26 protein-coding genes and 1 tRNA gene are annotated in these 23,967 nt (G+C 57.8%); 16 read left to right on the top strand and 11 right to left on the bottom strand.

Features of this window, described 5'->3' with window-relative positions:
• Nucleotides 1-74: 74 nt before the first annotated feature.
• A complete protein-coding gene (locus tag POF53_RS02295) occupies nt 75-782 on the top strand; it encodes an energy-coupling factor ABC transporter permease (RefSeq protein ID WP_186594179.1) in 708 nt (235 codons plus the stop codon).
• A 151-nt stretch (nt 783-933) separates the two neighbouring features.
• Here POF53_RS02295 and yacG read toward each other — a convergent pair whose 3' ends face one another.
• The 4 genes from yacG to POF53_RS02275 are packed head-to-tail and all read right to left on the bottom strand — an operon-like array spanning nt 934 to nt 3,831.
• Complete coding sequence (gene yacG / locus POF53_RS02290; protein WP_011535705.1) at nt 934-1,134, bottom strand: DNA gyrase inhibitor YacG; 201 nt, start codon at nt 1,132-1,134, stop codon at nt 934-936.
• Complete coding sequence (gene coaE / locus POF53_RS02285) at nt 1,131-1,754, bottom strand: dephospho-CoA kinase (RefSeq protein ID WP_011535704.1); 624 nt, start codon at nt 1,752-1,754, stop codon at nt 1,131-1,133. Before coaE ends, yacG begins: the two co-directional genes overlap by 4 nt.
• The gene (locus POF53_RS02280) at nt 1,754-2,620 is read right to left on the bottom strand and encodes a prepilin peptidase (protein ID WP_498966176.1); all 867 of its coding nucleotides are present in this window, start codon (nt 2,618-2,620) and stop codon (nt 1,754-1,756) included. Before POF53_RS02280 ends, coaE begins: the two co-directional genes overlap by 1 nt.
• Before the next feature lie 2 nt (nt 2,621-2,622).
• Nucleotides 2,623-3,831 (bottom strand): type II secretion system F family protein, encoded by a 1,209-nt coding sequence (locus POF53_RS02275; protein ID WP_498966174.1) that lies wholly within the window; start codon nt 3,829-3,831, stop codon nt 2,623-2,625.
• Nucleotides 3,832-4,058: 227 nt separating this feature from the next.
• On the opposite strand from POF53_RS02275, the gene POF53_RS02270 reads away from it, so the two are divergent.
• The 4 genes from POF53_RS02270 (at nt 4,059) to POF53_RS02255 (ending at nt 5,622) form a co-directional block, all read left to right on the top strand.
• Entirely contained in the window at nt 4,059-4,469 is a 411-nt protein-coding gene (locus POF53_RS02270) for a pilin (RefSeq protein ID WP_062575174.1), read from the top strand.
• Between the two features lie 58 nt (nt 4,470-4,527).
• A tRNA-Thr gene (locus POF53_RS02265) sits at nt 4,528-4,603 on the top strand.
• Between the two features lie 122 nt (nt 4,604-4,725).
• Nucleotides 4,726-5,448 (top strand): zeta toxin family protein, encoded by a 723-nt coding sequence (locus POF53_RS02260; RefSeq protein ID WP_498966171.1) that lies wholly within the window; start codon nt 4,726-4,728, stop codon nt 5,446-5,448.
• Between the two features lie 9 nt (nt 5,449-5,457).
• Nucleotides 5,458-5,622, top strand: a complete 165-nt coding sequence (locus POF53_RS02255; RefSeq protein ID WP_498966170.1) for a hypothetical protein — start codon at nt 5,458-5,460, stop codon at nt 5,620-5,622.
• A gap of 355 nt (nt 5,623-5,977) precedes the next feature.
• Here the strand turns inward: POF53_RS02255 and POF53_RS02250 are convergent, their stop codons facing one another.
• Nucleotides 5,978-6,853, bottom strand: a complete 876-nt coding sequence (locus POF53_RS02250; protein WP_498966168.1) for a DUF3298 domain-containing protein — start codon at nt 6,851-6,853, stop codon at nt 5,978-5,980.
• Between the two features lie 548 nt (nt 6,854-7,401).
• Here POF53_RS02250 and POF53_RS02245 point away from each other — a divergent pair.
• From POF53_RS02245 to POF53_RS02220, 6 genes are all read left to right on the top strand, one after another.
• Nucleotides 7,402-9,951 (top strand): AAA family ATPase, encoded by a 2,550-nt coding sequence (locus POF53_RS02245; RefSeq protein ID WP_498966166.1) that lies wholly within the window; start codon nt 7,402-7,404, stop codon nt 9,949-9,951.
• Between the two features lie 765 nt (nt 9,952-10,716).
• Nucleotides 10,717-10,947 carry a hypothetical protein gene (locus POF53_RS02240; protein ID WP_498966164.1) on the top strand — a complete coding sequence of 77 codons (231 nt, stop codon included), beginning with the start codon at nt 10,717-10,719 and terminating at the stop codon, nt 10,945-10,947.
• Nucleotides 10,948-11,216: 269 nt separating this feature from the next.
• The gene (locus POF53_RS02235) at nt 11,217-11,603 is read left to right on the top strand and encodes a hypothetical protein (protein WP_498966162.1); all 387 of its coding nucleotides are present in this window, start codon (nt 11,217-11,219) and stop codon (nt 11,601-11,603) included.
• A 363-nt stretch (nt 11,604-11,966) separates the two neighbouring features.
• Entirely contained in the window at nt 11,967-12,734 is a 768-nt protein-coding gene (locus tag POF53_RS02230) for an HNH endonuclease (RefSeq protein ID WP_498966160.1), read from the top strand.
• A 793-nt stretch (nt 12,735-13,527) separates the two neighbouring features.
• Complete coding sequence (locus tag POF53_RS02225; protein ID WP_498966159.1) at nt 13,528-13,758, top strand: hypothetical protein; 231 nt, start codon at nt 13,528-13,530, stop codon at nt 13,756-13,758.
• A gap of 160 nt (nt 13,759-13,918) precedes the next feature.
• A complete protein-coding gene (locus tag POF53_RS02220) occupies nt 13,919-14,887 on the top strand; it encodes a LysR family transcriptional regulator (RefSeq protein WP_307944252.1) in 969 nt (322 codons plus the stop codon).
• 19 nt (nt 14,888-14,906) lie between these two features.
• Here POF53_RS02220 and POF53_RS02215 read toward each other — a convergent pair whose 3' ends face one another.
• Entirely contained in the window at nt 14,907-15,368 is a 462-nt protein-coding gene (locus tag POF53_RS02215; protein WP_062575164.1) for a RidA family protein, read from the bottom strand.
• Between the two features lie 259 nt (nt 15,369-15,627).
• Between POF53_RS02215 and POF53_RS02210 the strand changes: the two genes are divergently transcribed.
• The 4 genes from POF53_RS02210 to POF53_RS02195 all read left to right on the top strand — a co-directional run bounded on the left by POF53_RS02210 (nt 15,628) and on the right by POF53_RS02195 (nt 18,484).
• Nucleotides 15,628-16,311: a hydrolase gene (locus POF53_RS02210; protein WP_028689876.1), complete on the top strand. Its 684-nt coding sequence runs from the start codon at nt 15,628-15,630 to the stop codon at nt 16,309-16,311.
• Nucleotides 16,312-16,474: 163 nt separating this feature from the next.
• Nucleotides 16,475-16,858 carry a helix-turn-helix domain-containing protein gene (locus POF53_RS02205; protein WP_232854762.1) on the top strand — a complete coding sequence of 128 codons (384 nt, stop codon included), beginning with the start codon at nt 16,475-16,477 and terminating at the stop codon, nt 16,856-16,858.
• 160 nt (nt 16,859-17,018) lie between these two features.
• Entirely contained in the window at nt 17,019-17,438 is a 420-nt protein-coding gene (locus POF53_RS02200) for an organic hydroperoxide resistance protein (RefSeq protein ID WP_186714190.1), read from the top strand.
• Nucleotides 17,439-17,470: 32 nt separating this feature from the next.
• Nucleotides 17,471-18,484, top strand: a complete 1,014-nt coding sequence (locus POF53_RS02195; RefSeq protein WP_498966155.1) for an alpha/beta hydrolase — start codon at nt 17,471-17,473, stop codon at nt 18,482-18,484.
• A 255-nt stretch (nt 18,485-18,739) separates the two neighbouring features.
• Here POF53_RS02195 and POF53_RS02190 read toward each other — a convergent pair whose 3' ends face one another.
• The 5 genes from POF53_RS02190 to POF53_RS02170 form a co-directional block, all read right to left on the bottom strand.
• Nucleotides 18,740-19,336 carry a transglycosylase SLT domain-containing protein gene (locus tag POF53_RS02190; protein WP_274235408.1) on the bottom strand — a complete coding sequence of 199 codons (597 nt, stop codon included), beginning with the start codon at nt 19,334-19,336 and terminating at the stop codon, nt 18,740-18,742.
• A 258-nt stretch (nt 19,337-19,594) separates the two neighbouring features.
• Nucleotides 19,595-20,296 (bottom strand): hypothetical protein, encoded by a 702-nt coding sequence (locus POF53_RS02185; protein ID WP_186714187.1) that lies wholly within the window; start codon nt 20,294-20,296, stop codon nt 19,595-19,597.
• Nucleotides 20,297-21,076, bottom strand: a complete 780-nt coding sequence (locus tag POF53_RS02180) for a MarR family transcriptional regulator (protein WP_254464384.1) — start codon at nt 21,074-21,076, stop codon at nt 20,297-20,299.
• A gap of 283 nt (nt 21,077-21,359) precedes the next feature.
• Nucleotides 21,360-21,827, bottom strand: a complete 468-nt coding sequence (locus tag POF53_RS02175) for a hypothetical protein (RefSeq protein WP_186714185.1) — start codon at nt 21,825-21,827, stop codon at nt 21,360-21,362.
• Nucleotides 21,828-21,869: 42 nt separating this feature from the next.
• On the bottom strand, nt 21,870-22,910 hold the full coding sequence (locus POF53_RS02170; RefSeq protein WP_232854759.1) for a DMT family transporter: 1,041 nt from the start codon (nt 22,908-22,910) through the stop codon (nt 21,870-21,872).
• 199 nt (nt 22,911-23,109) lie between these two features.
• Here POF53_RS02170 and POF53_RS02165 point away from each other — a divergent pair, with 199 nt between their 5' ends.
• Entirely contained in the window at nt 23,110-23,883 is a 774-nt protein-coding gene (locus tag POF53_RS02165) for a carbon-nitrogen hydrolase family protein (RefSeq protein ID WP_232854758.1), read from the top strand.
• The last annotated feature ends 84 nt before the right edge of the window (nt 23,884-23,967 follow it).

Raw genomic sequence — 23,967 nt, 5'->3', positions numbered from 1 at the left:
CTGCAGCGAAAGGAGGTGTCAGCCTATAGCAACCGGACGAATGGGAGAATGGGTGTAGACTCAGGCTTGTCCACATGGCCGACAGGGATATTGTTCAGGTGATCAGCGCACAGGTCTTGTCCAGCACCAGCCTCACCCTCGGCTGGCTCGGTTACGTGCCCCTGCTGATCTGGGCTGCCAGCCGCACGCGCTGGGTGGAGCTGTTCACCGACACCCGCCGCCAGCACCTTTTGTTCGGCACGGTGTTCTGCCTGTTCGTGCTGTGGCTGGTGCGGCGGGATTTCGATACCGGGGTGTCGTACCACTTCATCGGCATGACTGCCGTCACTCTGTTGCTGGACTGGCCGCTGGCGGTGCTCGGTGGTTTCCTCGCCCAGCTTGGCCTGTTGCTGCTCGGTCGCCAGGACCTTGCCGCCATTGGCGTCAACGGCCTGCTGATCGTCGGCTTGCCGGTGCTGGTCACCGAGGTGTGCGCGATCCTGGTCGAGCGTGCACAGCCGCGTAACCTGTTCGTTTATATCTTCTGTTGCGGGTTCTTCCCCGCCGCGCTGACCGTACTGGTGTGCCTGGCGGCCGGGCTGGGGGTGTTGTGGATGGACGAGCGTTTCGCCATGCCCGAGTGGCTGAGCGACTTTGTTGGCTACCTGTGGCTGATGATGTTCCCCGAGGCGTTTATCAATGGCACCGTGATCAGTGCCTTGGTGGTGTTCTGCCCCGAGTGGCTGGAGACGTTCAACCGCACTCGTTATTTGCAGGCGCCGTGGAAGGATGAAGAACGGTGATGTTTTCTGGGGCTGCTGTGCAGCCCTTTCGCGGCACAAGGCCGCTCCTACAGGCGGTCGCATTCCCCTGTAGGAGCGGCCTTGTGCCGCGAAAGGGCCGCAAAGCGGCCCCAACAACGTCGAACCAATCAGCGTTCTAAAAACGCCTACCTCAATGCCGCGGCTCCAGATCCCCCGAATACAACTCATCCTCGGACTCTTCCGCCCCCGCGATCTTATGCTCCTCGGCCGCCCAGGCCCCCAGGTCGATCAACTTGCAGCGATCCGAGCAAAACGGCCGGAACGGGCTCTTCTCCCCCCATTCCACGGGCGCCCCACAGGTCGGGCAATCAACGGTCATCGGCTGGCTCATGGCTGGCCTCCTCGCAAAGTCAGGTAAAAGTGGTGCAGGCGGTCGATCTCGTCGTGCAGCGATTGCAGGTCACGATCATTGACCACCACGTCATCGGCATGGCGCAGGCGCTCTTCCCGGGCCAATTGGGCCTTGAGAATCGCCTGCACCTGCTCGGGGCTGGTGTTGTCCCGCTGCAGGGTGCGCTGCACCTGCAACTCGGTCGGCGCATCGATCACCAAGATGCGCTGGGTCTTGCTGAACTGCCCCGACTCGATCAACAGCGGCGACACATACACCGCATAGGGCGTCTCGGCCTTGGCCAGGTAGCTGAAGATCTCCTGGCCAATCAGCGGGTGCAGCAGCTGCTCCAGCCATTGCCGTTGCGCAGGATCCGCGAAGATCTGCTGGCGCAGGGCGCCACGGTCGAGCTGGCCGTCCTCCAGCAGCACGCCGGGGCCGAAGCGTTCGACGATACGGGCCAGGGCAGGGCGCCCCGGCTCGACAACCCAGCGCGCGGCCTGGTCGGCATCGACCAGGTGCACGCCCAGCTCGACGAAACGCTCGGCGGCGGCGCTCTTGCCGCTGCCGATGCCGCCGGTCAGGCCGAGAATCCAGGGGGTGAAAGGCGCTGTGCTCATCAGGTTCCAAGCAGTTGCAGGTAAGAAGCGACTATTTCATCACCCCAGAGCAATGCGATCCACCCCGCAATGGCCAGATAAGGCCCGAAAGGCAATGCAGCGCCCATTTGCGTGCGCTTCAAACGCACCAGCGTCAGCCCGATCAGCGCCCCCACCAGCGAGGCCAGCATCAAGGTCAGCGGCAAAATCTGCCAACCGCCCCAGGCCCCGAGCATGGCCAGCAGCTTGAAGTCGCCAAAACCCATGCCCTCCTTGCCGGTCACCAGCTTGAACACCCAGTACACCGTCCACAGGCTCAGATAACCCGCCACCGCGCCCCACACCGCATCGGCCAGCGGCACCAGCAGCCCGAAGGCGTTGACCACCAGCCCCAGCCACAACAGCGGCAGCACCAGCACATCCGGCAGCAACTGGTGCTCGGCATCGATCAAGCTCAAGCCGATCAGCCCCCAGGTCAGCAGCATCACCGCCAGCGCGTCCACGCCCGGCCCGAAATGCCAGGCCACCAGTAGCGACAGCAGGGCAGTGGCCAGCTCCACCAGTGGATAACGCACACTGATCCGCGCCTTGCACCCCGAGCAACGCCCGCGCAAGGCCAGGTAACTCAACACCGGAATGTTTTCCCACGCCCGGATCGGGCGCTGGCAGTGAGGGCAACGCGACGCCGGCAAGCACAGGTCGAAGCGCTCGTGCTCGGCCTGCGGCAGCCCCAGCACCTCCTGCGCCTCGCGCTGCCACTGGCGCTCGAGCATCAGCGGCAGCCGGTACACCAGCACATTGAGAAAACTGCCCACCAGCAACCCCAGCACTGCGGCCAGGGCATAAAAGAATGGCGGATGATCAACGACGACGGCCCAGGCATTCATATTCAGATCAGGCTACCCAACTGGAAGATCGGCAAGTACATCGCCACGACAAGGCCCCCCACCAGCAGCCCGAGGATCAGCACGATGGCCGGCTCCAGCAGCGTGGTCAACTGCTCCAGCGCCTGGCTCACCTGCTCTTCGTAATGTAGCGCGGCCTTGTCCAGCATGGTGTCGAGGGTGCCGCTGGCCTCGCCGACCGCCACCAGCTGGCGCAGCAGCGGCGGGAACAGCCCGTCCGCCTCCATCGCCTGTTGCAGGCTGGCCCCATTGGCCACGCCCTGGCGCAACGCCAGGATCGCCCGCTCATGCAGGCAGTTGCCACTGACCGGCGCCACCGTTGCCAGCGCATCCAGCAACGCCACGCCGGCTGTATAAGATGTCGCCAGGCTGCGCGCAAACCGCGCCAACGCCGCCTGCCCGAGCAAGGTGCCGACCACCGGCACCCGCAACCCCCAGCGCACCATCCACAGCCGCGCCGGCAGATGCCGCCGATAAACCTCCCGCCCGCCAACCCCCAACACCGTTATCAACAGCACCAGCCACCCCACGTGATTGCCCAGCCCTGTGGATAAATCGATCACCCACTGCGTGAACGCCGGCAGCGCCTTGTCGAAACTGGCGAACAGCCCCTGAAAGCGCGGCACCACCTCCAGCAGCAACAACGCCGCCACCCCGAACCCGGTCAGTAGCAACAGCGCCGGATACAGCATCGCCTTGCGCACCTTTTGCCGCAGCGCCTGGCGCTTCTCCAACATGCCCGCCATCTGCTCCAGCTGCCGGTCCAGCGTGCCCGACTGCTCGCCCACCCGCACCAGGTTGCAGTACAGCGCATCGAACCACGCCGGATGCCGCTGCAACGCCTCCGCCAACCCAAGCCCCGCCGCCACATCCTGTTTCAACCGTGCCAGCAATGCCGCCATGCCACTGTCCACCGTGCTGCGCGCCATCACCTCGAACGCCTGCAACAACGGCACCCCCGCCGTCAGCAAGGTTGCCAGCTGCCGACTGAACCCCGCCGCATCCGCCTTGCCCACCCGCTGCGGCCACCGCCACTGCAACCCACCCGCCAACCTCACCCGCGTGGCCCGAATGCCCTGGCGTTGCAGCCAGGCCTGCACGAACGCCGGGCTGCGCCCCGGTTGCTGGCCGTGTTGACGAGCGCCGGAGGCATCGATGCCCTCCCAGGCGTAGAGGCGGGTAGACGGTGGCATGCGAAGGTCCTTTGCAGTGCGGCGACAAGCCCCGTAACAGCTTGCCGGGCCCGAGGGCGGGCGCGTTTCCATGACGCTCACTAGAGTAGTTCAGCGAAGATGACGCCCTGCCGTGCAGGGGTGACAAAAGGTGTCGGTTCAGGCCTACTGCGCGCCTGCCGGCCGGGGCGCCGAAAAAATGAACATGCGCCGACCGCGCCTCCATGTATTACGAAGGAAGACCGTTCATGAAAGGGCAACGAGGTATCACCCTGATCGAACTGATGATCGTCGTCGCGATCATCGGCATCCTGGCGACCATCGCCATCCCCATGTACACCAACCACCAGGCCCGCGCCAAGGCTGCGGCCGCGCTGCTGGAGATCTCCGCGCTGAAAACGCCGATGGACATCCGCCTGAACGAAGGCAAGGACGTGCCCGACGTCGCCAGCCTCGGCGGCCAGCCCGCCACCGCCCATTGCGCGATCACCGCCAGCGGCACGGCGGCCGACGGCACCGCCAGCATCGCCTGCACCCTGGCCGACGCACCGGCCAATGTGCTGGGCAAGACCGTGACCCTGGCCCGCACCCAGGCGGGGTGGAGCTGCGTGACCACGGTGGAGGAAGACCTCGCGCCGAATGGCTGCAAGGCGCCGTGAAAGTGAGGTGAAACAGGGGTTTGCGTAACGGACACGGCAATGGTACGTTGCGCAACACGCCGGTGTAGCTCAGTCGGTAGAGCAGCGCACTCGTAACGCGAAGGTCGCAGGTTCGATTCCTGTCTCCGGCACCAGAAATGTCGATAGTGTTCAGTTAACCTATCGGGCTGATGAACCGCCTTCGGGCGGTTTTTTACTTCTCGGGTCGGCTGTATGACTATTCCTAACGGGAAGCTTGTCTCAGAGGATGCGACGGATGCCCTTTACGGCCGATGAGCAGCGGATTTGGGATGAAGCGATAGCCTTCGCGAGGAGCAACAAGAAGGCCATCGGACGACGGTTGACGTCAGTCGATATATATCCGGCTGAAGAGGAGCCTGTCTCGGTTTTCATGTCAGGTTCTCCGGGGGCAGGCAAGACCGAGGCGTCGATTGCCTTGGTGAACCTCTTCTCCAATTCTGCAATCCTGCGGATAGATCCAGACGAGCTGAGAAGCGAGTTCCCTGAGTACAGGGGAGGGAACGCCTACCTTTTCCAAGGCGGTGTTTCGATCCTCGTATCCAAAATTCTCGATTTTGCGCTGGATAGACGGCAGTCGTTTTTGCTCGACGGCACCCTGGCGAACCTCGATGTTGCGAGACAGAATGTCGAAAGGTCATTGGCCAAGGGACGATACGTGCAGATCCTCTACGTCTACCAGAACCCCTTGCTGGCCTGGGAGTTCGTGAAGGCGCGAGAGCAGGCTGAAGGCCGACGGATCCTCGTGGAGCATTTCGTCGAGCAGTATTTTGCGGCGCGTGACGTCGTGAACAGGCTTAAGCTAGAGTACGGTAAGGACATCCACGTCGACCTGCTGCTCAAGCACATAGACAATTCGGACCGCCTCTACAAGGCTGGGGTCGAAAAGATTGACTACCATATCCCCGAGCGCTTCACCCGCGAGCAGCTGGTTACCGCGCTTGGGAACGCAATGCCCTAGGAGCTACCCATGAACCCGTTCAAGTCACGTTCTGAGAAGGTCAAAAGCCCCTTCGCTGAATTCATTCGCAATGCGAAATCTGACGAGAAGAAGCGTGTTTACAGCACTGTCCTGATTGAGGCGACCAAGCGTCAAAATGAAATCATGGTTGTGGCACAAATGAAAAATGATTGATCATAAGTGCGTTTTTTAAAGCCCGACTAAAATTCGGGCTTTTCTTTGGCCAGAAATAAATGGTAACTGAGGTGGCTGCTCTGTCTGCGACACCCGAGACGTTTCGGTGCCGGGTTGAATAGGCTTATTTTTCCGCAGTACCGTCGGTATATGGACAAATAAATTTGTCCCCCTTTTTAGCGATAGCCACTCGTTTGATTTTTTTGCAAAGCTATTATTGAATATGGCGAGCATTGCAAGGCCAAAACCCAGTAGCTCAATCAGTAATGCAAGTACCTGTAATTTGTCCGATTTACTCGAGCATCGATGATTAATTTAATATTCCCGGCTGAAGTGGCTTTCAATACATTAATGGCTAAAAAGCGAATGCCAATGGCCCGTTTAGACTGACAAAACCTCTCAGATCTTCAATTTTTATGCTAACCGTGACGTTTCCATTAGCGCCTGCGGCTACACCGTATTCCGAAAAGCATAAATTCAAATAGCTGCTGTCGAAATAATAGCACTGGTCGTCTGTGACCGTCTCAAACCAATGGTCCGGGATCTGAGCGGAAAGACGGGAAGCGGTGAGCTGATTGATGGGTTTTATATATCCTGATCTAAACAGATCTTTAAATTCCACCGGCTCGCCAGTCTTAAGGTTAAGATTAACGCTAACTACGCGGTTGGCAGCGCTGCCAGCGCCGTGCCCGAAGAAGTAACCTTCAGCAACAATGTTCAGAAAATCGCCTTCAATATCCGCTTTAGTGATTTTCATTTCATGATCTTCACTGCCATCAAATTTTTCGTTTACACCGATTTTGTCAGTAATGTATGAGTTTATTTTTCGCTCAAGCATAGGGTCGTTCAAGCCAGTAATCACCGCATATTCGATATCGATAGTGGCTTCGCTAACAATTGTGTCTGGATTGTGATCCTTGAGTTTTCTGGTTAATCGCTGAAGTCCAACTTTTGGTTTGCTGTGTGCCGGGGTAGAAATCGTAGTTGCTGGTGAGCTTTGGGTTTGTTGAATGCTAATTGCCTGTAATGTGAACCATGCGAGCAAGCCCATTACGGCGACAATCCAGGTAAGCCATATTATATATTTAACAACAAGGAATGAATGCTTTCCGGAGAGCTTCGTTAAGAACGAGGCTTTCAGTGTATCTTTAAATACTATTAACAAAACTCCCACGCATAGACCGCCTAACCCAGTGGTAGTAGCGAGCTTTTCGAGTAATGAGTAGTCCATGCTTGGCTCCTTGGGGCCTGCTGTCTTGTAGGTGTGTCAGCGGAGTTGGATCGTGTGCGCGATCGCTTCAAATGGACGTCAGTGCGCTAACTCAGGTCCGTCTGTTCACATTATGATACAGACGTAGCGTTGGCGACTGATAGCTCGGTAGCTCGCTTGGGTACCGCTATGAACACTGCGGATTCCTGTGCTGTGCCAATCGACACGGCTGGCGGCCGTTTACACCCACGAGGCTCGTTATTTTGAAAATCCAGGGGCCCTTTTCAGGGCTCATATTTTAGATCCCCTCATTGAGCCAGCTCACAACCCAACGCGCGAAAATTACTTGACTCCCATCCCGCCCCGATCAACCCAATAAGCACTCAGTCTCCTCTGCACCTAGCAGATCCCCGAAAACCGCCTACGCTGATGCGGGCCTATCGCCATCATTTAACCTCCCATGACCACAGAAACCCGAGGGATGGACGCGATCGGTTACGGGTCTGCCAACCCTTTCCCCAAGCCAAGCAGCGACACGCGCACTGCTGCGTCTCATGGAAGCGAGAGAGATGATCGAGTCTATAAGCCTCAAAAAAATCGCAACTTACAGCCCTGACACCCCTGAAAATCTAACCGAGCTAAAAGCGGTTAACGTCATCTATGGAGCCAACGGCGCAGGGAAAACAACCATTAGCCGTCTGATTGCGGATCCTGGAATATCACAGGACTGTACAGTGCGTTGGAAGAATAATATTCCTGTTCCTGCACTGGTCTATAATAGTGACTTCATTGCCGATAACTACAGCGACTCTAGGAATCTCAAGGGCGTCTTCACTCTGGGCAAGACGGAGCAAAATCAAAAAGACCGCCTGGAGCTACTCCGAGCCGACTGTAAGCGTTTCGAGCAGCAACGAGACAGAACACTACTCCAACTCAATGGCGAGGATGGAAAAAGTGGAAAGCATGCGGAGCGTCGAGAGCTGGATGCAAGATTGGTTACGCGCTGTTGGGATCAGAAGGTCAAACACGATGAGGCATTTCAGGGCGCCTTTAAAGGGGTTCGCAACAGTCGGGATGGCTTTAAAGCCAGAGTGCTGCAAGAAAGTTTAAATAATAAAGCTCCCTTGCTAAAGCTGGAGGAACTCAACGAAAAAGCATTGGTGCTCTATGGGGATGCGCCAAGCGCACTTGCATCTGCGCCAGCTTTGGACTTGGCCTCCCTTATATCTCTCCAGTCAGACACGATTTTAGCAAAAAAGATAATCGGTAAGGGTGATGTTGATGTGGCGGTGCTCATTGAGCGTCTGGGTAATAGTGACTGGGTGCGCCAAGGTATAAGATATCTAGAGCATAGTGATGATCATTGTCCTTTCTGTCAGCAAGGCATCTCGCATGACTTTGAGAAAAACTTAAGTAGGTATTTTGACGAGACATTTGAAGCGGGTGTGAAAGCGCTAAAGGAGTTTGGTGAACTCTATTCCTTGAAGGTTGGCGAAGTCATGGCGCGAGCACAGAGTCTGCAGGAGAATGTTTATCAGCACTTAGATAACGAGGTCTTGGCTCTGGAGATAAACGCTCTCGAAGCTCTTCTAAAAGTCAATTGTGAGCGGATTTCCAATAAAATATCATCGCCAAGCCTGGCAATCGAGTTGGAACCGCTTGTCGACCTTAGTGAAAAAATTAAAAAGCTTATTGGGGATGCAAACACAAAAATAGGTGAGCATAATCGTCTGGTTGCTGGCTTTACCACTGAGCAGTCCAATCTCACATCGGAAGTCTGGAAATACCTGCTGGAAATAGAGCTGAAACAAACGCTTTCAGAGTATGCGGCAGATACTGGTCGTGTTGATAAAGCTATCGAGGGCTTGACAAGGACGCTAGACAAGGCAAAAGGCGATATTTTGCAAGCAAATGCTGATATTGCCTCTATCGAAGCCTCGCTTACAAGCGTGCAGCCTACGGTGAAAGCGATCAATGACTTACTTAGAGATTTTGGCTTTCGAGGTTTTTCGTTGGCAGTGGCGCCTGGAGAGAATTCTTATAAACTCCTCAGGTCAGATGGAACGGACGCGCGAAAAACGCTCAGTGAAGGTGAAAAGACCTTCGTTACATTTTTGTATTTTTACCACCTATTGAGGGGGAGTACTACGGCAGCCGGGGTCACCACCGAACGGATCGTAGTGATCGATGATCCTGTTTCCAGTCTGGATAGTGATGTTTTATTTATTGTCAGTAGTTTGATTAAGCAAATTTTCACCGAGGTTCGTCAAACGAATAATGTCATCAGGCAAATTTTTGTTCTGACGCATAACGTTCATTTCCATAAAGAAATTACCTTTAGCCCGCTTCGTCGCGGCACCAAGGCTTGGGGTGATGAGACCTTCTGGGTCATTCGTAAGCCGGATCATCATACAAAAGTTGAAGGGCATGAGCACAATCCGGTAAAAACTTCGTACCAGCTCTTGTGGGGGGAGTTGCGCAAGGATCCACTTCCTACCCTGACACTGCAAAATACAATGCGACGAATTCTGGAAAACTACTTCAAGATCCTAGGTGGCATTGACACCGATAAGCTCTTGGATAGTTTTGAAGGTCACGAAAAGGTGCAGTGCCAGTCCTTGATCAGCTGGATCAACGACGGGTCGCATTACTCCCCCGATGACTTGTTCGTGGCCATCGGCGACAAAATGGCGACAAGCTACATGAAGATATTTTTCAAAATCTTCAAAGCAGCTGATCACCTGGCGCATTACGAAATGATGATGGGAGAGGACTACAAGGATCTCACGGCTGACGATGTCCAGACCGAAGGCGAAAGTGATGCGGATGGCGATTCTGACTCTGGGTCTCCAGCTGAGGAGGCGGTAGAAGCATCAGTCGTGGCTGCTGCCCAAATCCCAATAGCTTCGGATCCTATCAAGGTCGACCCCCTGCCTGATGCGGCACCTGTAAATGCAAACCTGCCAAAGTCAGCTCAACGCCCAGCGATTCAGCCAGGGCTTCTTCCCTCTGACACACCTAGTACCTCGAACACCGTTAGCGCATCTGACGCCCCTCGCACACCTGAACCTCCTGGAACACTTGACGATGACCAGGACTTAGATTCGATACCTTTCTGACTTTAATTAACCCCAGTGCTAAATGGGAACTGATTTGAATGGCACTTAATTAGAAATCAACCCTTTGATCAGTAAGAAGAAATGAAGAAAGGCTGGCCTTGGTCCCTGATTTTGCCGAATTTTGCGAAGCTTCGAGTTGTACGACGGGAGAGGTGCAGCGCCTATCCGATCGAGTGCCGCGCGGGCGGCGCTTGATCTTGAGCGCGCTGCAAGGTGGCTGGCGAGCACCTAGCCGCCAACGCGCGGTCAAAAGCCCTGTATCCAAAGACCTCGAAAGGCAAGCTGCAAGAATGCTTTTCAGGGAAAAGGGAGCAGCCGAAGAGGTCGTCTTGCGTGAAATTTCCCAACCTCATCCCATGAGGTTGCGCCTGCCGCCTCACGGCGATAAATTCCTCCGAGTCGCGGCAAATCCCGCGACCGGGTTTGGCGACCCGGATAAACTTGGCGCAGCAGCGCCCCACACGATTGCAGGCGCTTTTTTTGCGTCCGCAGCCTCGTGCCATGGCGGCTGTGCGCGGGAGACCTTCGGGTCTGCCGGGTTCCAAGTTCCCGGTTCGCCAACCTGCGTACAGCTGCCACCCATTGTTTGGCGACAGTGCGTGGTGGTTCCAACCTAACTTGGAGTCTCATGCATGACCATCACACGTCTGTACAGGATCCTCGCATCCGCTCTCCGCCGCCCAACCCCCGCGGCCACCCCATCCCCAACCTTCTACCCGATCGACAGTCACTCCCTCGCCACCCGCGCCAACCGGGAGGTGCCCCATGCCTGACCATGAACGCCTGTCTACCCTCCAGAGCTACGTCTGGACCCTCGAACTGCTCGGCGAGGCGCTGGTCCAGCATGACGAGATGCTGGAGTGCGAGCACAACCCGCAACTGAGCTTCCGCAACACGGCGGGAATTCACCAAGCGATCCGGATCATCAGCCGGTTGGCCAGCGAGCAGTTCGGCAAGTTGGAGGCGATGAAAGACGAGTGTGTTTCTGGAGACTGATGCTACGCATCATTGGGGCCGCCGCTGTGCGGCCCTATTGCGTGGCGTACTCTGATTGGGTGCCATGTGATCGTGGCTTTCGAGACAGTGTTGCTCGACATCCCGTCGCTAGGCAGCCGCACCAGAACCACCTACCCCTGCGCGAGTTCCTGTTCACAGCTCCGATACCGCCCTTTTTCCTCGATCGCACAACATAGACCATTCAATACTTGCGATAAGCTTAATGCTCGACCATTCTCATAGGTCGTTCATTCCAAGGAGGTGTCCCCATGACACAGGAGAGTTTTAAGGCAAGCGTGCAGTACAACGATTCAGTCGGTACTGCTGCATCGGACGACCATGACACAAACTCTATTGGAGAGTACCTACGCAAGGAGCGGCTGATTCAAGATGATGATTATGTGGTCGGGGTCAAGTTATGGTCTGGAGAGGTCCATGGTCAGTATCAAAACGAGCCAGTTTACGTGTCAGCGTACGTTGCGAGATCTGGGAAGTACGACAATCTGCAACAGGCAGTTGATTCTGGCGTTCCACTGAAGGTCCATGAAATCAAGTTAGAAATGCCACTGAATGAATTTTTCGGTTTTTTCAAGCGATTTGAGATTGCTATCTCGCGTCACGGGTTAATCGATCGACGCGATGTGGAAATCCAGTAAGAGGGGGGCGGTATAAAGGGTCGACGATTTCTGAAGTGTCTCTTGCTTTCGTTGTCCTGCAGGCGTACTTCTCGAGCCCTATTTTCACGCAGTCCATCTGTCCCCGTCTGAGCTTAGATATGGTGGGCAGGACCTGTCCTGTACAGGACCACTACCAAAAGGGAAAGCGTTGGGTCTGAAAGGTTCACGTAAATTTAGGGGGCAGCCGTTATAAAAAATTTTTTCGTCTGCAACGAATAGTACCATCCGGAACCAATAGCAGAAAGGCTAGGCTGGGGCTCATTGAGGACTTACGCATAGCTCCGGACCATGCCGGACCTAATCCGATATCTCCTTAAATTGTGGTTTTGATAGAGAGTTAAAATGGCGTTTTCTAGTTCATATTCCGATGAGGCGGTGAGAGACGCTTCGAGAATTCGCGACCGAATAACCGGAGAGTTTACGAAGCTTAATGACTTTGATTTGCTTGATTTTGAGGAGGCGCTATTTATTGATAGGGAGTTCTTTTGTACGGCTTATAAGCCCCAGAAATGGACCCTGCTCCATCGTTTCATTCACAGCTATCTTGAAGTAGAGTGGGATTACTCCCGGAAGCATGATGGTGAGTACTTCGTTGACGCAGTGCGCAAAGTCCTAGCGAGGTACGAAGTCCCATTCAGTATGCCGAATGAAGAAGATGAAAATTATAGATGGCATTTATTTAGGATGCTTCAGCGGCCTTTGCGGAAAATTACTCACGAAGTTTTTTGTATGCTATTCCATGACAAGGATCTGATGCGAAAATTTGGTGAGCGAGTCGCCACTTGCATAGCCGATATCACTCCAAGTCAATACCCTGAATTTTTGAGTGGTGTTGGATGTTTGATGCGCGGGAATTACTGGAGTCGCTGGCTAGAATCAGCATTATTCTATAGAGAGAATGGCAGTTGTGCTATTTGTACTCGATCACTGACTGGAGTGATTGATCCAGATGCGAAACCACACATAGACCACATAATACCAATAACTCAAGGTGGCACCTCCGATCCGACGAATCTTCAGATTCTATGCTCGAAGTGCAATCAAAGAAAGGGGGATAGGAGTAACGAGTCGAGAGATCGCATTTATATACCTTGGGAGTTAGATGACTAACTAAATCCTGTTGTCTCAAGTGACGACTCACAGGTTCGGAGATGCGGGACGGCACACCTAGGTGTCCTGTTTTGGAAATAAGCTGCTCAGTTTTAGCAGAGTCTTGGGCGCGTCCGGCCAGCGTTGCCACTCCTCGCCATAGCCACGCTATGATTCGTCGCGGCGCATTGGCCAGACACCCAAGCCACTCTCCAGAAGAGAACGTATTTCCGAGGCAGGACACTAGCCCACCCAATGCATACCGTTTGTCTATCTCTGCACTGTCCGTCTGTCCCCGATTTAGCGCAATGGTGTGGGTATAGGTCTACCCCGTGACAAGCCCATCACCCATTTTTACGATGTAGGCAGTTTCCCGCAGCATCAATCGCCTTTTCCCAGCATTCCTCAGCTTGCATTAGCAGCCCCCAAGGAATAAATTCCCCCCGTCGCGACCACTTCCGCGACCGGGTTTGGCGACCCGACCGAAAAAGGCGCAACGGCGCCCCGATCACGATTGCAGGCGCTTTTTTTGTGTCCGCAGTTCCGTGTAATGGCGGCTGTGCGTGGGAGACCCTCGGGTCTGCCGGGTTCCTTTTCCTCGGTTCGCCAACCTGCGTACAGCTGCCACCCTATTCGTTTGGCGACGATGGTGTGGTGCTTCAACCGAAAAGGACCTCATGCATGCATTTCGCAAATCTGTACAGGATCCTCGCATCCGCTCTCCGCCGCCCAACCCCCGCGGCCATCCCATCCCCAACCTTCTACCCAATCGACAGCCAGTCCCTCGCCACCCGCGCCAACCGGGAGGTGCCCCATGCCTGACCATGAACGCCTGTCTACCCTCCAGAGCTACGTCTGGACCCTCGAACTGCTCGGCGAGGCGCTGGTCCAGCATGACGAGGTGCTGGAGTGCGAGCACAACCCGCAGCTGAGCTTCCGCAACACGGCGGGGATTCACCAGGCGATCCGGATCATCAGCCGGTTGGCCAGCGAGCAGTTCGGCAAGCTGGAGGCGATGAAAGAAGAAGGTATGTCTAGAGACTGATGCCGCGCATCATCGGGGCCGCGTTGCGGCCCTATTGCGTGGCGTGCCCTGATCGGGCGCCACTTGCACCGTCCGGTTTCAACCAGTCGCCAGAACAATATGGCTGCTTCAGCCACCCCCTTCTCGTATCATCAGCGCCTTCGCATCCGGAACGAACTGTGTGAAATCGCCAACTGGAAAAGCGCCAACTGCCGCTGATGGGCCGAAGTGGGACGTCGCCGAGGCTGTCAATCAGCTCTCGTGGGACGACTTGCGCATCATCAAGACGCTCAGTGATTGCGGCAATCGTGCGGCGACGGCCAAGAAGCTTGGCATCAATGTCTCCACTGTTTCGCGCCGGGTGGCCCAGGTCGAGCGAACGCTCGGCATCGCGCTGTTCGACCACCGCAAATCAGGCTACCTGCTCACCGCCGAGGGCGCGGAACTGCGAGCACTCGCCGAGCGCGTGGAGCTGGATATCGTCAGCGTCACGCGGCGTGTTTCACGGTCAGGCCAAGGCCCGCTGGGGAAGCTTCGCATCACTACCAGCGACTCGCTGCTGCTGTACTTCTTCACCCCCATCATCGCGGACTTCAAGGCCCTGAACGAGGGGATCAGCCTCGAGGTGCTGGTGGGCAATGAAACCCTCAGCCTCGCCCGGGATGAATCGGATATCGCCATTCGGGCGACGAGAAAACCAGCAGAAAGCCTGGTGGGCCGTAAACTGGCGAACATTGCCTGGGCACCTTACTGCAGCGCCAAGCAGGTGACCGCCGAGCCCCTATTCGAAGAGGGGCAGGCATGGGTGTCCTACTCGGCGGCGCTCTGCGGTTTGCGGGCGACAAGCTATGTCGAAAGCAGGGTCGCCGCTGAGCGCATTGCCTACCGCACCGATTCTGTTGCAGCCGCAAGCGTCGCCATTGCGGCGGGCCTGGGGTATGGATTCCTGCCCTGCATGCTGGGCGACATCACCCCGGGGTTGGTACGCGCAGGCCCGGTGGTGCCCGAGCTTCAGGACGAGTTGTGGCTGCTGACGCACCAGGACATTCGCAAGTCGTGGCGCGTCAAAGCATTCATGACCTTCTGCGCTGCTGCCGTGGCCAGTCAGAAGCCCTTGGTCGAGGGGCAGTTGGTACTCCCGGTCAGCTGATCGCAACCGGGAGTGCAGCTTAGATTTCCCGGGCGCCAATCACGGCCTTGCAGGCGATCTCGATCAATTGCGGGCGCTGGGCAAGCCGCGACACCCCAATGATATTGCTCGCGCACTGAGGCCGCTCAGTGCCATAGGCCGCCTTGCGCACTTTGCCGACCACCGCGAAGGCAGCGTCCATGTCCAGTACATAAAGCGTTTCCTCGACAACGTCTTGCAGCGTCGCGCCATACAAGGCGAGCAGCTTTGAGATGTTGTCGTAGGCGACCTGCATCTGCTCGCCCATCGACGAGAAATCACTGGGCTTGCCGTCGGCGTTCAACGGCGCCGGGGCCAGCAGATTACCGGCCTCGTCATGGTTGAACTGGCCTGATACGTAGATCTCGTTGCCTACCCGCCGTGCCTGCGGATAGCCATACGCCTCCTCCCAGGAAACGCCCCAGTAGGCGGTCTGCTTGTTGAACGGTTGTGAAGCTGCCATTGCATTCTCCTGCACATGACGGACCGGCTTGATCCGAATGGAACGGCGAATGCTAGCAGCGCGGTCGCGTATTCAACGGCGCAAAAATGAGCCGGTAGAGGCGCAAAAGTGCGCCACCGAGAAGCGCTTTGTTTCGTTATCTTTTGCTCGTCCTCAAGCAACGGCGCTGAGGAGCGTACTCGTGGCTACGGCAATGCCCGCAACGTGCGGGCCCCGAAACGGGTGCGATCGAACTTCATCAAATTGAAAGGAAACAACAATGAGCAATCCTAAGACTGAAGTCCTGACCCCGTTCAACAGCCAACTGATCTTCATCGATCAGCAGCCGCAGATGGCCTTCGGCGTTCAGAGCATCGATCGGCAAACACTGAAGAACAACACCGTTGGCTTGGCCAAGGCCGCGAAGATTTTCAATATCCCCACCACCTTCACCACGGTCGAGACGCAAAGCTTCTCGGGCCACACCTACCCCGAGCTGCTCGCGGTGTTCCCGGACGCGCCGCTGCTGGAGCGCACCTCGATGAACTCCTGGGATGACCAGAAGGTGCGCGACGCCCTCAAGCGCAATGGCCGCAACAAGATCATCGTTTCCGGCTTGTGGACCGAGGTCTGCAACGCCACCTTCGCCCTGTCGGCAATGAACGATGCCGGCTATGAAATCTACATGGTCGCCGACGCCTCCGGCGGCACCACCAAGGAAGCCCACGATTACGCCATGCAGCGCATGATCCAGGCCGGTGTGGTGCCGGTGACCTGGCAGCAGGTGCTGCTGGAATGGCAGCGGGACTGGAAGAACCGCGACACCTATGACGCCGTGATGGAGCTGGTGAAGGAGCATTCCGGGGCCTATGGCATGGGCGTCGACTACGCCTACACCATGGTGCACAAGGCGCCTGAGCGCGTTCAGCATGGCCCCACCTTGGCGCCTGTCGCTGCTGTCTGAGCCATTGCCAGCCCCTGCCCTGGGGGCTGTTCACTGACGTGCGAAGGGTGCGCAGTGGGCTGATCCGAATCAACGAGCCTGGCCTGGAACCTCTGGGGTTTCCAGCGCCCAGCGCTGTTCGCGTCAGGCGCTCGCATCCTGCTACCTGGATTAATGGGTGTGTATGAACAAGGACAACTCTACCGTGCTGGCGACGCTGACACTGGCTTCGACAGGGCAGCTCAAATCCTGGCAGTTGAGAACGGCCAAACAGCTGATGCTGGACAGGCTGGATACCTGCCTATCAGTGACTGAAATCGCCGAAGCGTGCGCCTTGTCGCGCAGCCACTTCTCACGCATGTTCAAGGAAAGTACCCGGATGTCCCCGCAACAATGGTTGCGTGAACAGCGGGTGATGAAGAGCAGGGAGCTATTGAAGACTTCCACGATGTTGCTGGCAGAGATCGCACTGGAATGCGGCTTCTGTGATCAATCGCACTTCTGCCGCACCTTCGTGAAGGCTGAAGGCATGACACCAAAGGCTTGGCAGCAACAAGCCATTGCCTGAGGTGTAACCCCCCCTTGCAAACCAATTTGTTACAGCGGCAGATTATTTCTAAAAACAGTGCGCACTAAATTAATGCGCAACAACTAATTGCGAATTTTTGGCGTACAAACAGTGAAATCGCCAACAGCATTCCCCAAAGACATTAAAAGTGAGGAAAGCCATGAACGTTCTCTACACCGCAGTCGCCACCGCAACCGGTGGTCGTGATGGCCGAGCCATCTCCAGCGACAAGCATCTCGACGTGAAACTGGCCACGCCGAAGGAATTGGGCGGTGCCGGTGGTGATGCCACCAACCCTGAGCAACTGTTCGCCGCGGGTTACTCGGCCTGCTTCATCGGTGCGCTGAAGTTCGTCGCCGGCCAGCGCAAACGCAGCATTCCAGCCGACGCCTCGATCACTGCGCAGGTCGGCATTGGCCAGATCCCTGGCGGCTTTGGCCTGGATATCGACCTGCACATCAACCTGCCAGGCCTGGAGCACGCCGATGCACAAGCGTTGGTGGAGGCGGCTCACCAGGTGTGCCCGTACTCCAACGCCACCCGTGGCAACGTCGATGTCCGTCTGCACGTCACCGTCTGACCTACCGCCTCAGCAGAAACAGGGGATTTGAAATGAACGTTTTGACCAAGACCCTCGCCAGCTCGCTGCTTGCCTTGTCGATCGGTAACGCATTCGCCGACGCTGGCGTCGAGCATAACACCCAGGCATTCCTCGATGCCTTGAACGCGGGCGGTGGCACACCCATCGAGCAGCTTTCGCCGAAGGATGCCCGTGCGGTGCTGAGCGGCGCCCAGGCCGGGGTGAAACTGACGCTGCCCAAGGCGGATGTCAGCGAGAAGACCATCACCGTCGATGGCCAGGCCATCCGCTTGACCATCGTGCGCCCGGCGGGTGTGAAGGGGACCTTGCCGGTGTTCATGTACTTCCATGGCGGCGGCTGGGTGCTCGGCGACTTCCCGACCCATGAGCGCCTGGTGCGCGACTTGGTCGTCGGGTCTGGGGCGGTGGCGGTGTTCGTCAACTACACCCCGTCCCCTGAGGCGCACTACCCGACGGCGATCAACCAGGCCTACGGGGCAACCCGATGGGTGGCCGAGCACGGCCAGGACATCAATGTCGACGGCAAGCGCCTGGCGGTCGCGGGCAACAGCGTCGGCGGCAACATGGCAGCGGTGGTCAGCCTGATGGCCAAGGACAAAGGCACCCCGGCCATCAAGTACCAGGTGCTGCTGTGGCCCGTGACCGACGCCAACTTCGAGACGGCGTCGTACAACCAGTACGCCGAGGGGCACTTCCTCACCCGCAACATGATGAAGTGGTTCTGGGACAACTACACCACCGACCCCAAGCAACGTGCCGAGATCTACGCCTCGCCGCTGCGCGCGACCACCGAGCAGTTGAAAGGCCTGCCGCCAGCGCTGGTGCAGACCGCGAGTGCCGATGTGCTGCGTGATGAAGGGGAAGCCTATGCTCGCAAGCTGGACCAAGCGGGCGTGCCGGTCACTGCGGTGCGCTACAACGGGATGATCCATGACTACGGCTTGCTGAATGTCGTCAGCCACGTGCCGGCGGTGCGCGCTGCAATGCTGCAGGCTGGCGAGGCGCTGAAAGTGCATTTGAAGTGAGCCCACCCAAGCCCGCAGGTGGATGCCATGAACGGGCGATCAATGCGGGAAACGAAAAAACCGCCAGTCAGTTAGCGCTTCATTGCACTTATTGGGGCTGCTTTGCAGCCCTTCGCGGGTAAACCCGCTCCTACAGGATCGCGCAAACGCTGAATCGAGCGCTGTACTTGTAGGAGCGGGTTTACCCGCGAAGGGGCGCGGAGCGCCCCCAATTGGCTTTACTGACTTGGGTCGGCAACGTATCGCCAGGCGTCCCTACCAGAACCACCCACCCCGCGCGAGTTCCTGCTCGCAACTCCGGTACTGCGCACCGAACACCGAAGCCCGGGCCTGCACCTTCTGCGACACATTCTTCAACCACGGCTTGGCGTCGTAGCTGCGGTTGCGGTAGCCGCCCCAGCCTTCGTGGTAGTTCAGGTACTGGCCATAGGCGTCCCACTTGGACACGCCGTTGACCTGCTGGCTCTTCTGCATGTACCAGCCCATGAAGTCGATCGCGTCGGCGAAGTCGTCGCGGGCGGCGCCCCAGCCGCCGGCATCGCGCTTGTAGTCGGCCCAGGTCTCGTCCTTGGCCTGGGCGTAGCCGTAGGCGCTGCTGACCCGGCCCCAGGGGATGAAGCCGAGGAAGTAATAGCGCGGCGGCAGGGCATCGTGCTTGAACGAGGACTCCTGGTACATCATCGCCATCGGCACCTGCACCGGCGCACCCCAGCGCGCCTGCATCTTCAGCGCCGCCTCGTGCCATTTCGGTTTCTCGCGGAAGATCTCGCAGAGGTTGTCGGGGTTGGCCGGGGGCTTGGTGGCGCAGCCGGCTACAGCCAGGAGAAGGGCCGGCATGGTGAGCCGAAGCATGGAGAGGGGTTCCTTGTGCGGACGCCGGGTCGCAGGGCGCTGACGCTTTATACATTCTTTTGAGACGTAGATGAATCAGCGGGCGATCACACGATTGCAGTGTGGTGGCGTAAGCCATTCGATCCCAGCCCCTGCCGTGACAAGCCTACAGCAATACTATTCATACGCGACGCTCAGGTAGCCGTTCGATATCACCCCCGACAGATAGCGGCATGTGCCTGTCAGGCGACGCTCCCTTGAGCGACCTCGTCGTGCACCTCATTTCAAGGCGGCCAGTTCATGCAAGCGTTGAAAGATCAGGCTTTCCCGGCCTGGGGTGGACCTTACGGAGTTGCTGCTCTGAACCGCATAGTCAATCCCGTCGAGTCTCAACAGTTCGGTGATCCCGGCGGCAACGTACTGCCTGAGCTCGTCTTCGGCCGCCTTGAGTTCCTGCATCAGTTCGGGGCGCCCATCGATCACGATCAGGATGTCTTCTACATCCTTGTGATAAGGGTCGTTTCCCCCTCGGCCTTTGAACGCTTCCAGTTTGGTAGCCAGGAAGTACGGGGCCCTGAATATTTTTATCTCCAAGCCACTTGGAAGTGGTTGTGTAGCGGAATGAGCCAAACCTTCGACAAACCATCTGTTGGTGTAGCCCAGGACTTCTGCGGCTGTGGGCATGATATCTACGATCACGTCGTTGAAACGAAACCGGCAATTGACGTCATCCTCGCCGGTTATTTTTATGTTTTTTGCGGCGAGCCGTTCCGTGAGGCGGGTCCATTGAACGATACCGGCCAACTCGATAACCAGGTCGACGTCCTCTGTGTAACGTATGTCATCGATGATTACCGGATCGGTAACCAACATGGCTGTTGTGCAGCCGCCCACGAATGCGACCTCATCCAGCAAGTCTTCACCAAGCCCGTGAGCGACCAACTCAAGGAGCTCGTAGTTGTGGTCAGCGCTGAAGGGCATTTACTTCAGCCCCAATCCGGCTTTGAGAATGCCTACCGCGACACTTGTTTCGCGAGGACCGCCTACACGTATTGCGTCAACCAGGGCCAGATAGTGGTACAGCGTACGGTCCTGCTTCACCGCATGGGGGACCGTCTTGTAGAGAGGCTCTATCAGCTGGCCGCGCTCGACCCCCAGTGGGTCGGGCCAGACGTAGAGGGTCTCTCCAGCACTGCGGATGCTGCGGTTCAATGCGGGAGCGGCGAAACAGGTCGGTATCCCGCGAACCAAAGCGCCTGGTCGTACGGGAAAGAAGTACTTGAGCGCGTGCTCGGCAAGCTTGAGAAGCTCACGGCGATTGACCTTCGGCAGCCCGGTAACATGGTCGTTGATCAGCAGGCCTGATTCGCGGCACCTGCCCATGGCATTTGACACTTCGCTCTTGCTCAGGCCCAGCGATGCCGAAAGCGCCCTGACTGAGTAGCGATCACTCCAGGACGAGCGCGCTGCGTCAACAGGTTCAACGGGATCGGTCCAGCCCTCCCAGCTTTCGCCCGCCATGAGGATCAAACGCGCTTCCTTGGCGACATTTGAATAGGAAAGAGCTGGCGCCGAATCAGTGTCGGGATATTCAGAGCCGCTCGGCCTCAAAAACCTTCCCGCTCGGTTGTATTCCCAGTCAGGCGCCTGCATGGCGCTCTCAACCGCGCGGTCGAGTTGCTCGTTGTCTATCAGCAAGTTCTCCTCCTGGGCATAGAGGCTCGCCATCTTGAACAGGAGCAAAATATCTTGACTCTTCATTCGAGTAAAAGTCCTGGTCGTCCACATTCCATGATTCGTGGACACTTTAGCCTCTGACTTGCTGATTATGTCAAGAGTTTTGTAACTGCCCATAGGCTGGATTCGAAAGTGATAGAGAGGGTGGGGGCGACGTTCCACGCCCATCATCTGCCACTTTGGGTTAGAGGCCGATTCATCCCTTTCCTATACACCTGAAGGACCTTTCAGGTTGTCTTGAGGCTCGGCAATCGGGTGCTGATGCTACTGCTGGCCGGTTCCTAAGGGAGTAGGCGGTCCAGTGAATTTAGAACGCAGCGGTTACTTGGGCGTTTTTCCCTACGCTCACTACGCCAGACCCCAACCATTCCACCCGCTCCCTCAGTTCATCGAGCGCCATCTGGACGCGCTCATCTTGGGCATTGTCCAGGCTCAGGAACAGGGAAGCTGCATCGGCACGGTTGCCGGATGTATCGAGGGTGTCGTAGGCCCAGATTTCCACCCACGCCCGGGTGTCGTCCACCGATTGGCTGAGGCGCAACGAGCCATCGGCAAGCAGCGCATCAAAACGTCGCTTGGTCATGCCGTAGATGGGCTGCGTGGGTGCGGCCAGGAGCGTTTGGCTGGCCAGGGCCGTTTCACCGGCCAGGAAAACACCATGGCCGAGAGGTGGTTCGGTAGAAATTGCGACTTTGCGTTTCACAGGGGAGCGCAGGTAAGGCCGAGCCTGTTTGAACAGCTCGGGCGCGCTGGCGCTGAAGGCATAGGTCTGCACCGCGCCGTTGTGCTAGTTGGCATCAGCAGCTTGCAGACTGGCTCAGTGCCTATGCCGATGATGAACATCCGGAAAATGCGCATGGCTATGTCGAAGCGGCGCATGCACATGCGGGTGGCTGTGCGGCTCGGTGCCATCCCACTCAAAGTCATGCTCATGTTGATGGTGCTCATCGTGCGTATGCCGGTGGCTGTGATCGAGGGCCTCATGCTGATGCTCGTGAACATGATTCTCCATCAGGTGAATCCACACCCCCAAGGCCATCAGCGCCGCGGCGAGCAGGAACATCACGGACACCGTCTCACCCAGCATCAGGATCGCGACAGCCGCACCCAGGAACGGCGCCGTGGAAAAGTAAGCCCCGGTGCGCGCACTCCCCAGCCCGCGAAGCGCCAGGACGAACAGCACCAGGCTGACGCCGTAGCCGAGAAACCCAACCAGCATGATCGACCCCAGCGTGCCCAGGGCCGGCAGTTGCGAGCCGATGGCCAAGGCCAGGCCGCCATTGACCACGCCCGCCGTCATGCCTTTGCTGCCGGCGATGAACAACGCATCCGAGGCGGAGACCTTGCGGGTCAGGTTGTTGTCGATCGCCCAGCAAAGGCAGGCGAACGCCACCGCCAGCGGGCCGATCCAGTCATGGGCGGTCGCGGTCTCCTGCGGCCATGACAGCACGATACCGCCCAGGACGATGGCGACCATGCCGATCACGATCCGGCGGTCGGCGTTTTCCTTGAATACCACCCACGCCAGCACTGCCGTGAGGACGGATTCGAGGTTGAGCATCAACGATGCAGTGGCCCCCGCTGTGCGAGTGAGCCCGAACATCAGCGCCACAGGTGCAAGCACGCCACCGAAGAGGATGGCACCCAGCAACCAGGGCCATTCTCCGGCAGGCAGCCCGGGCCGCTGCCAGCCGCGATCGCGCACAAGGCGGACGAGAGTCAGGCCGATGCCGCTGCCCAGGTAGAGCAGCCCGGCCAGCAGGATGGGCGGGGTATCGACACCCAACAGTTTGGCGAGCGGCGTGCTTGCGCCAAACAATGCCGCTGCAACCAACGCGTAGAGAACACTCAGATTCATGATGGGGCCGCCCTGTCAGGCTGATTGCGTGCAGGAGAGCATCATAGCCTTTCTGCACAAGGGCTGGAGCCAAGCTGTGGGGCTAGTGGGAGAGCCATCGCGGGGCAAGCCCGCTCCCACGCTGATCCTATCGTTGATGTAACAGTTGTCTTCTGGGTGGTAGCCGAGCAGAGTCCACTTACCTTGTCAGGAGACGCCCATGCCATCCGCCGTTTTCGCCGCCGCCCAATGCGCCATTGGTGATGGCGACATCCCCGCCAACCTGGCCTTGCACCTGGCGTTCATGCGCCAGGCCCATGAGCATGGCGTGGACCTGTTGCTCTTCCCCGAACTGTCGCTCACGGGCTATGCCCCCGCCGTGGCCAGTGGCCTGGCGCAGGGCCTGGACACGCCGCTGCTGGCCCCCCTGCGCCGGTTCGCCCAGGAAGCGGGCATGACCACCGTGGTCGGGATGCCGCTCAAGGTGCCGGGCCAGGACAAGCCGCGGATTGCGGCCTGCATCCTCCACCCGGATGGCTCGATTGCGGTCTATACCAAGCAGCACCTGCATACTGGCGAGGACGTGTTCTTCAGTGCGGGGAGCGGCGGTGAGTTGTTGTCCGTTTCCGGGCTGTCCGTGGCCTTGTCGGTATGCGCCGATTTCAGCCATCCGGAGCATGCCGCCCAGGCAGCGCAGCGCGGTGCGCAGGTGTACGCGACGGGTGTGCTGATCGGGGAGGGTGGGTATCCGGCGGATAGCGCGTTGCTGCAGGGTTATGCACAGCGGCATGCTATGGCCGTGCTCATGGCCAACCATGGCGGCACCACGGGAGGCTGGGCGGCGGCTGGGCGCAGCGCGTTCTGGGACGAGCAGGGGCGGTGTGTCGTGGCTGCTTCAGGGGACGGAAATCGGTTGTTGGTTGTTTCTGGGCAGTCGGGCAAATGGCAAGGACGCGAGGTATTCGTGTCTCTCGATGTCGCGGGGTCAGCCTGAAATCACTTGGCTAATCGCTCGGCTGCTTTGCGGTAAACCTGATCACGCTCACGTTTATCCACGGCGATCACGAATACCACGACT

The sequence above is a fragment of the Mitsuaria sp. RG genome, from assembly GCF_028369275.1.
Lineage (GTDB): Bacteria > Pseudomonadota > Gammaproteobacteria > Pseudomonadales > Pseudomonadaceae > Aquipseudomonas > Aquipseudomonas peradeniyensis.
This window is presented reverse-complemented; position numbering and strand designations above follow the sequence as displayed.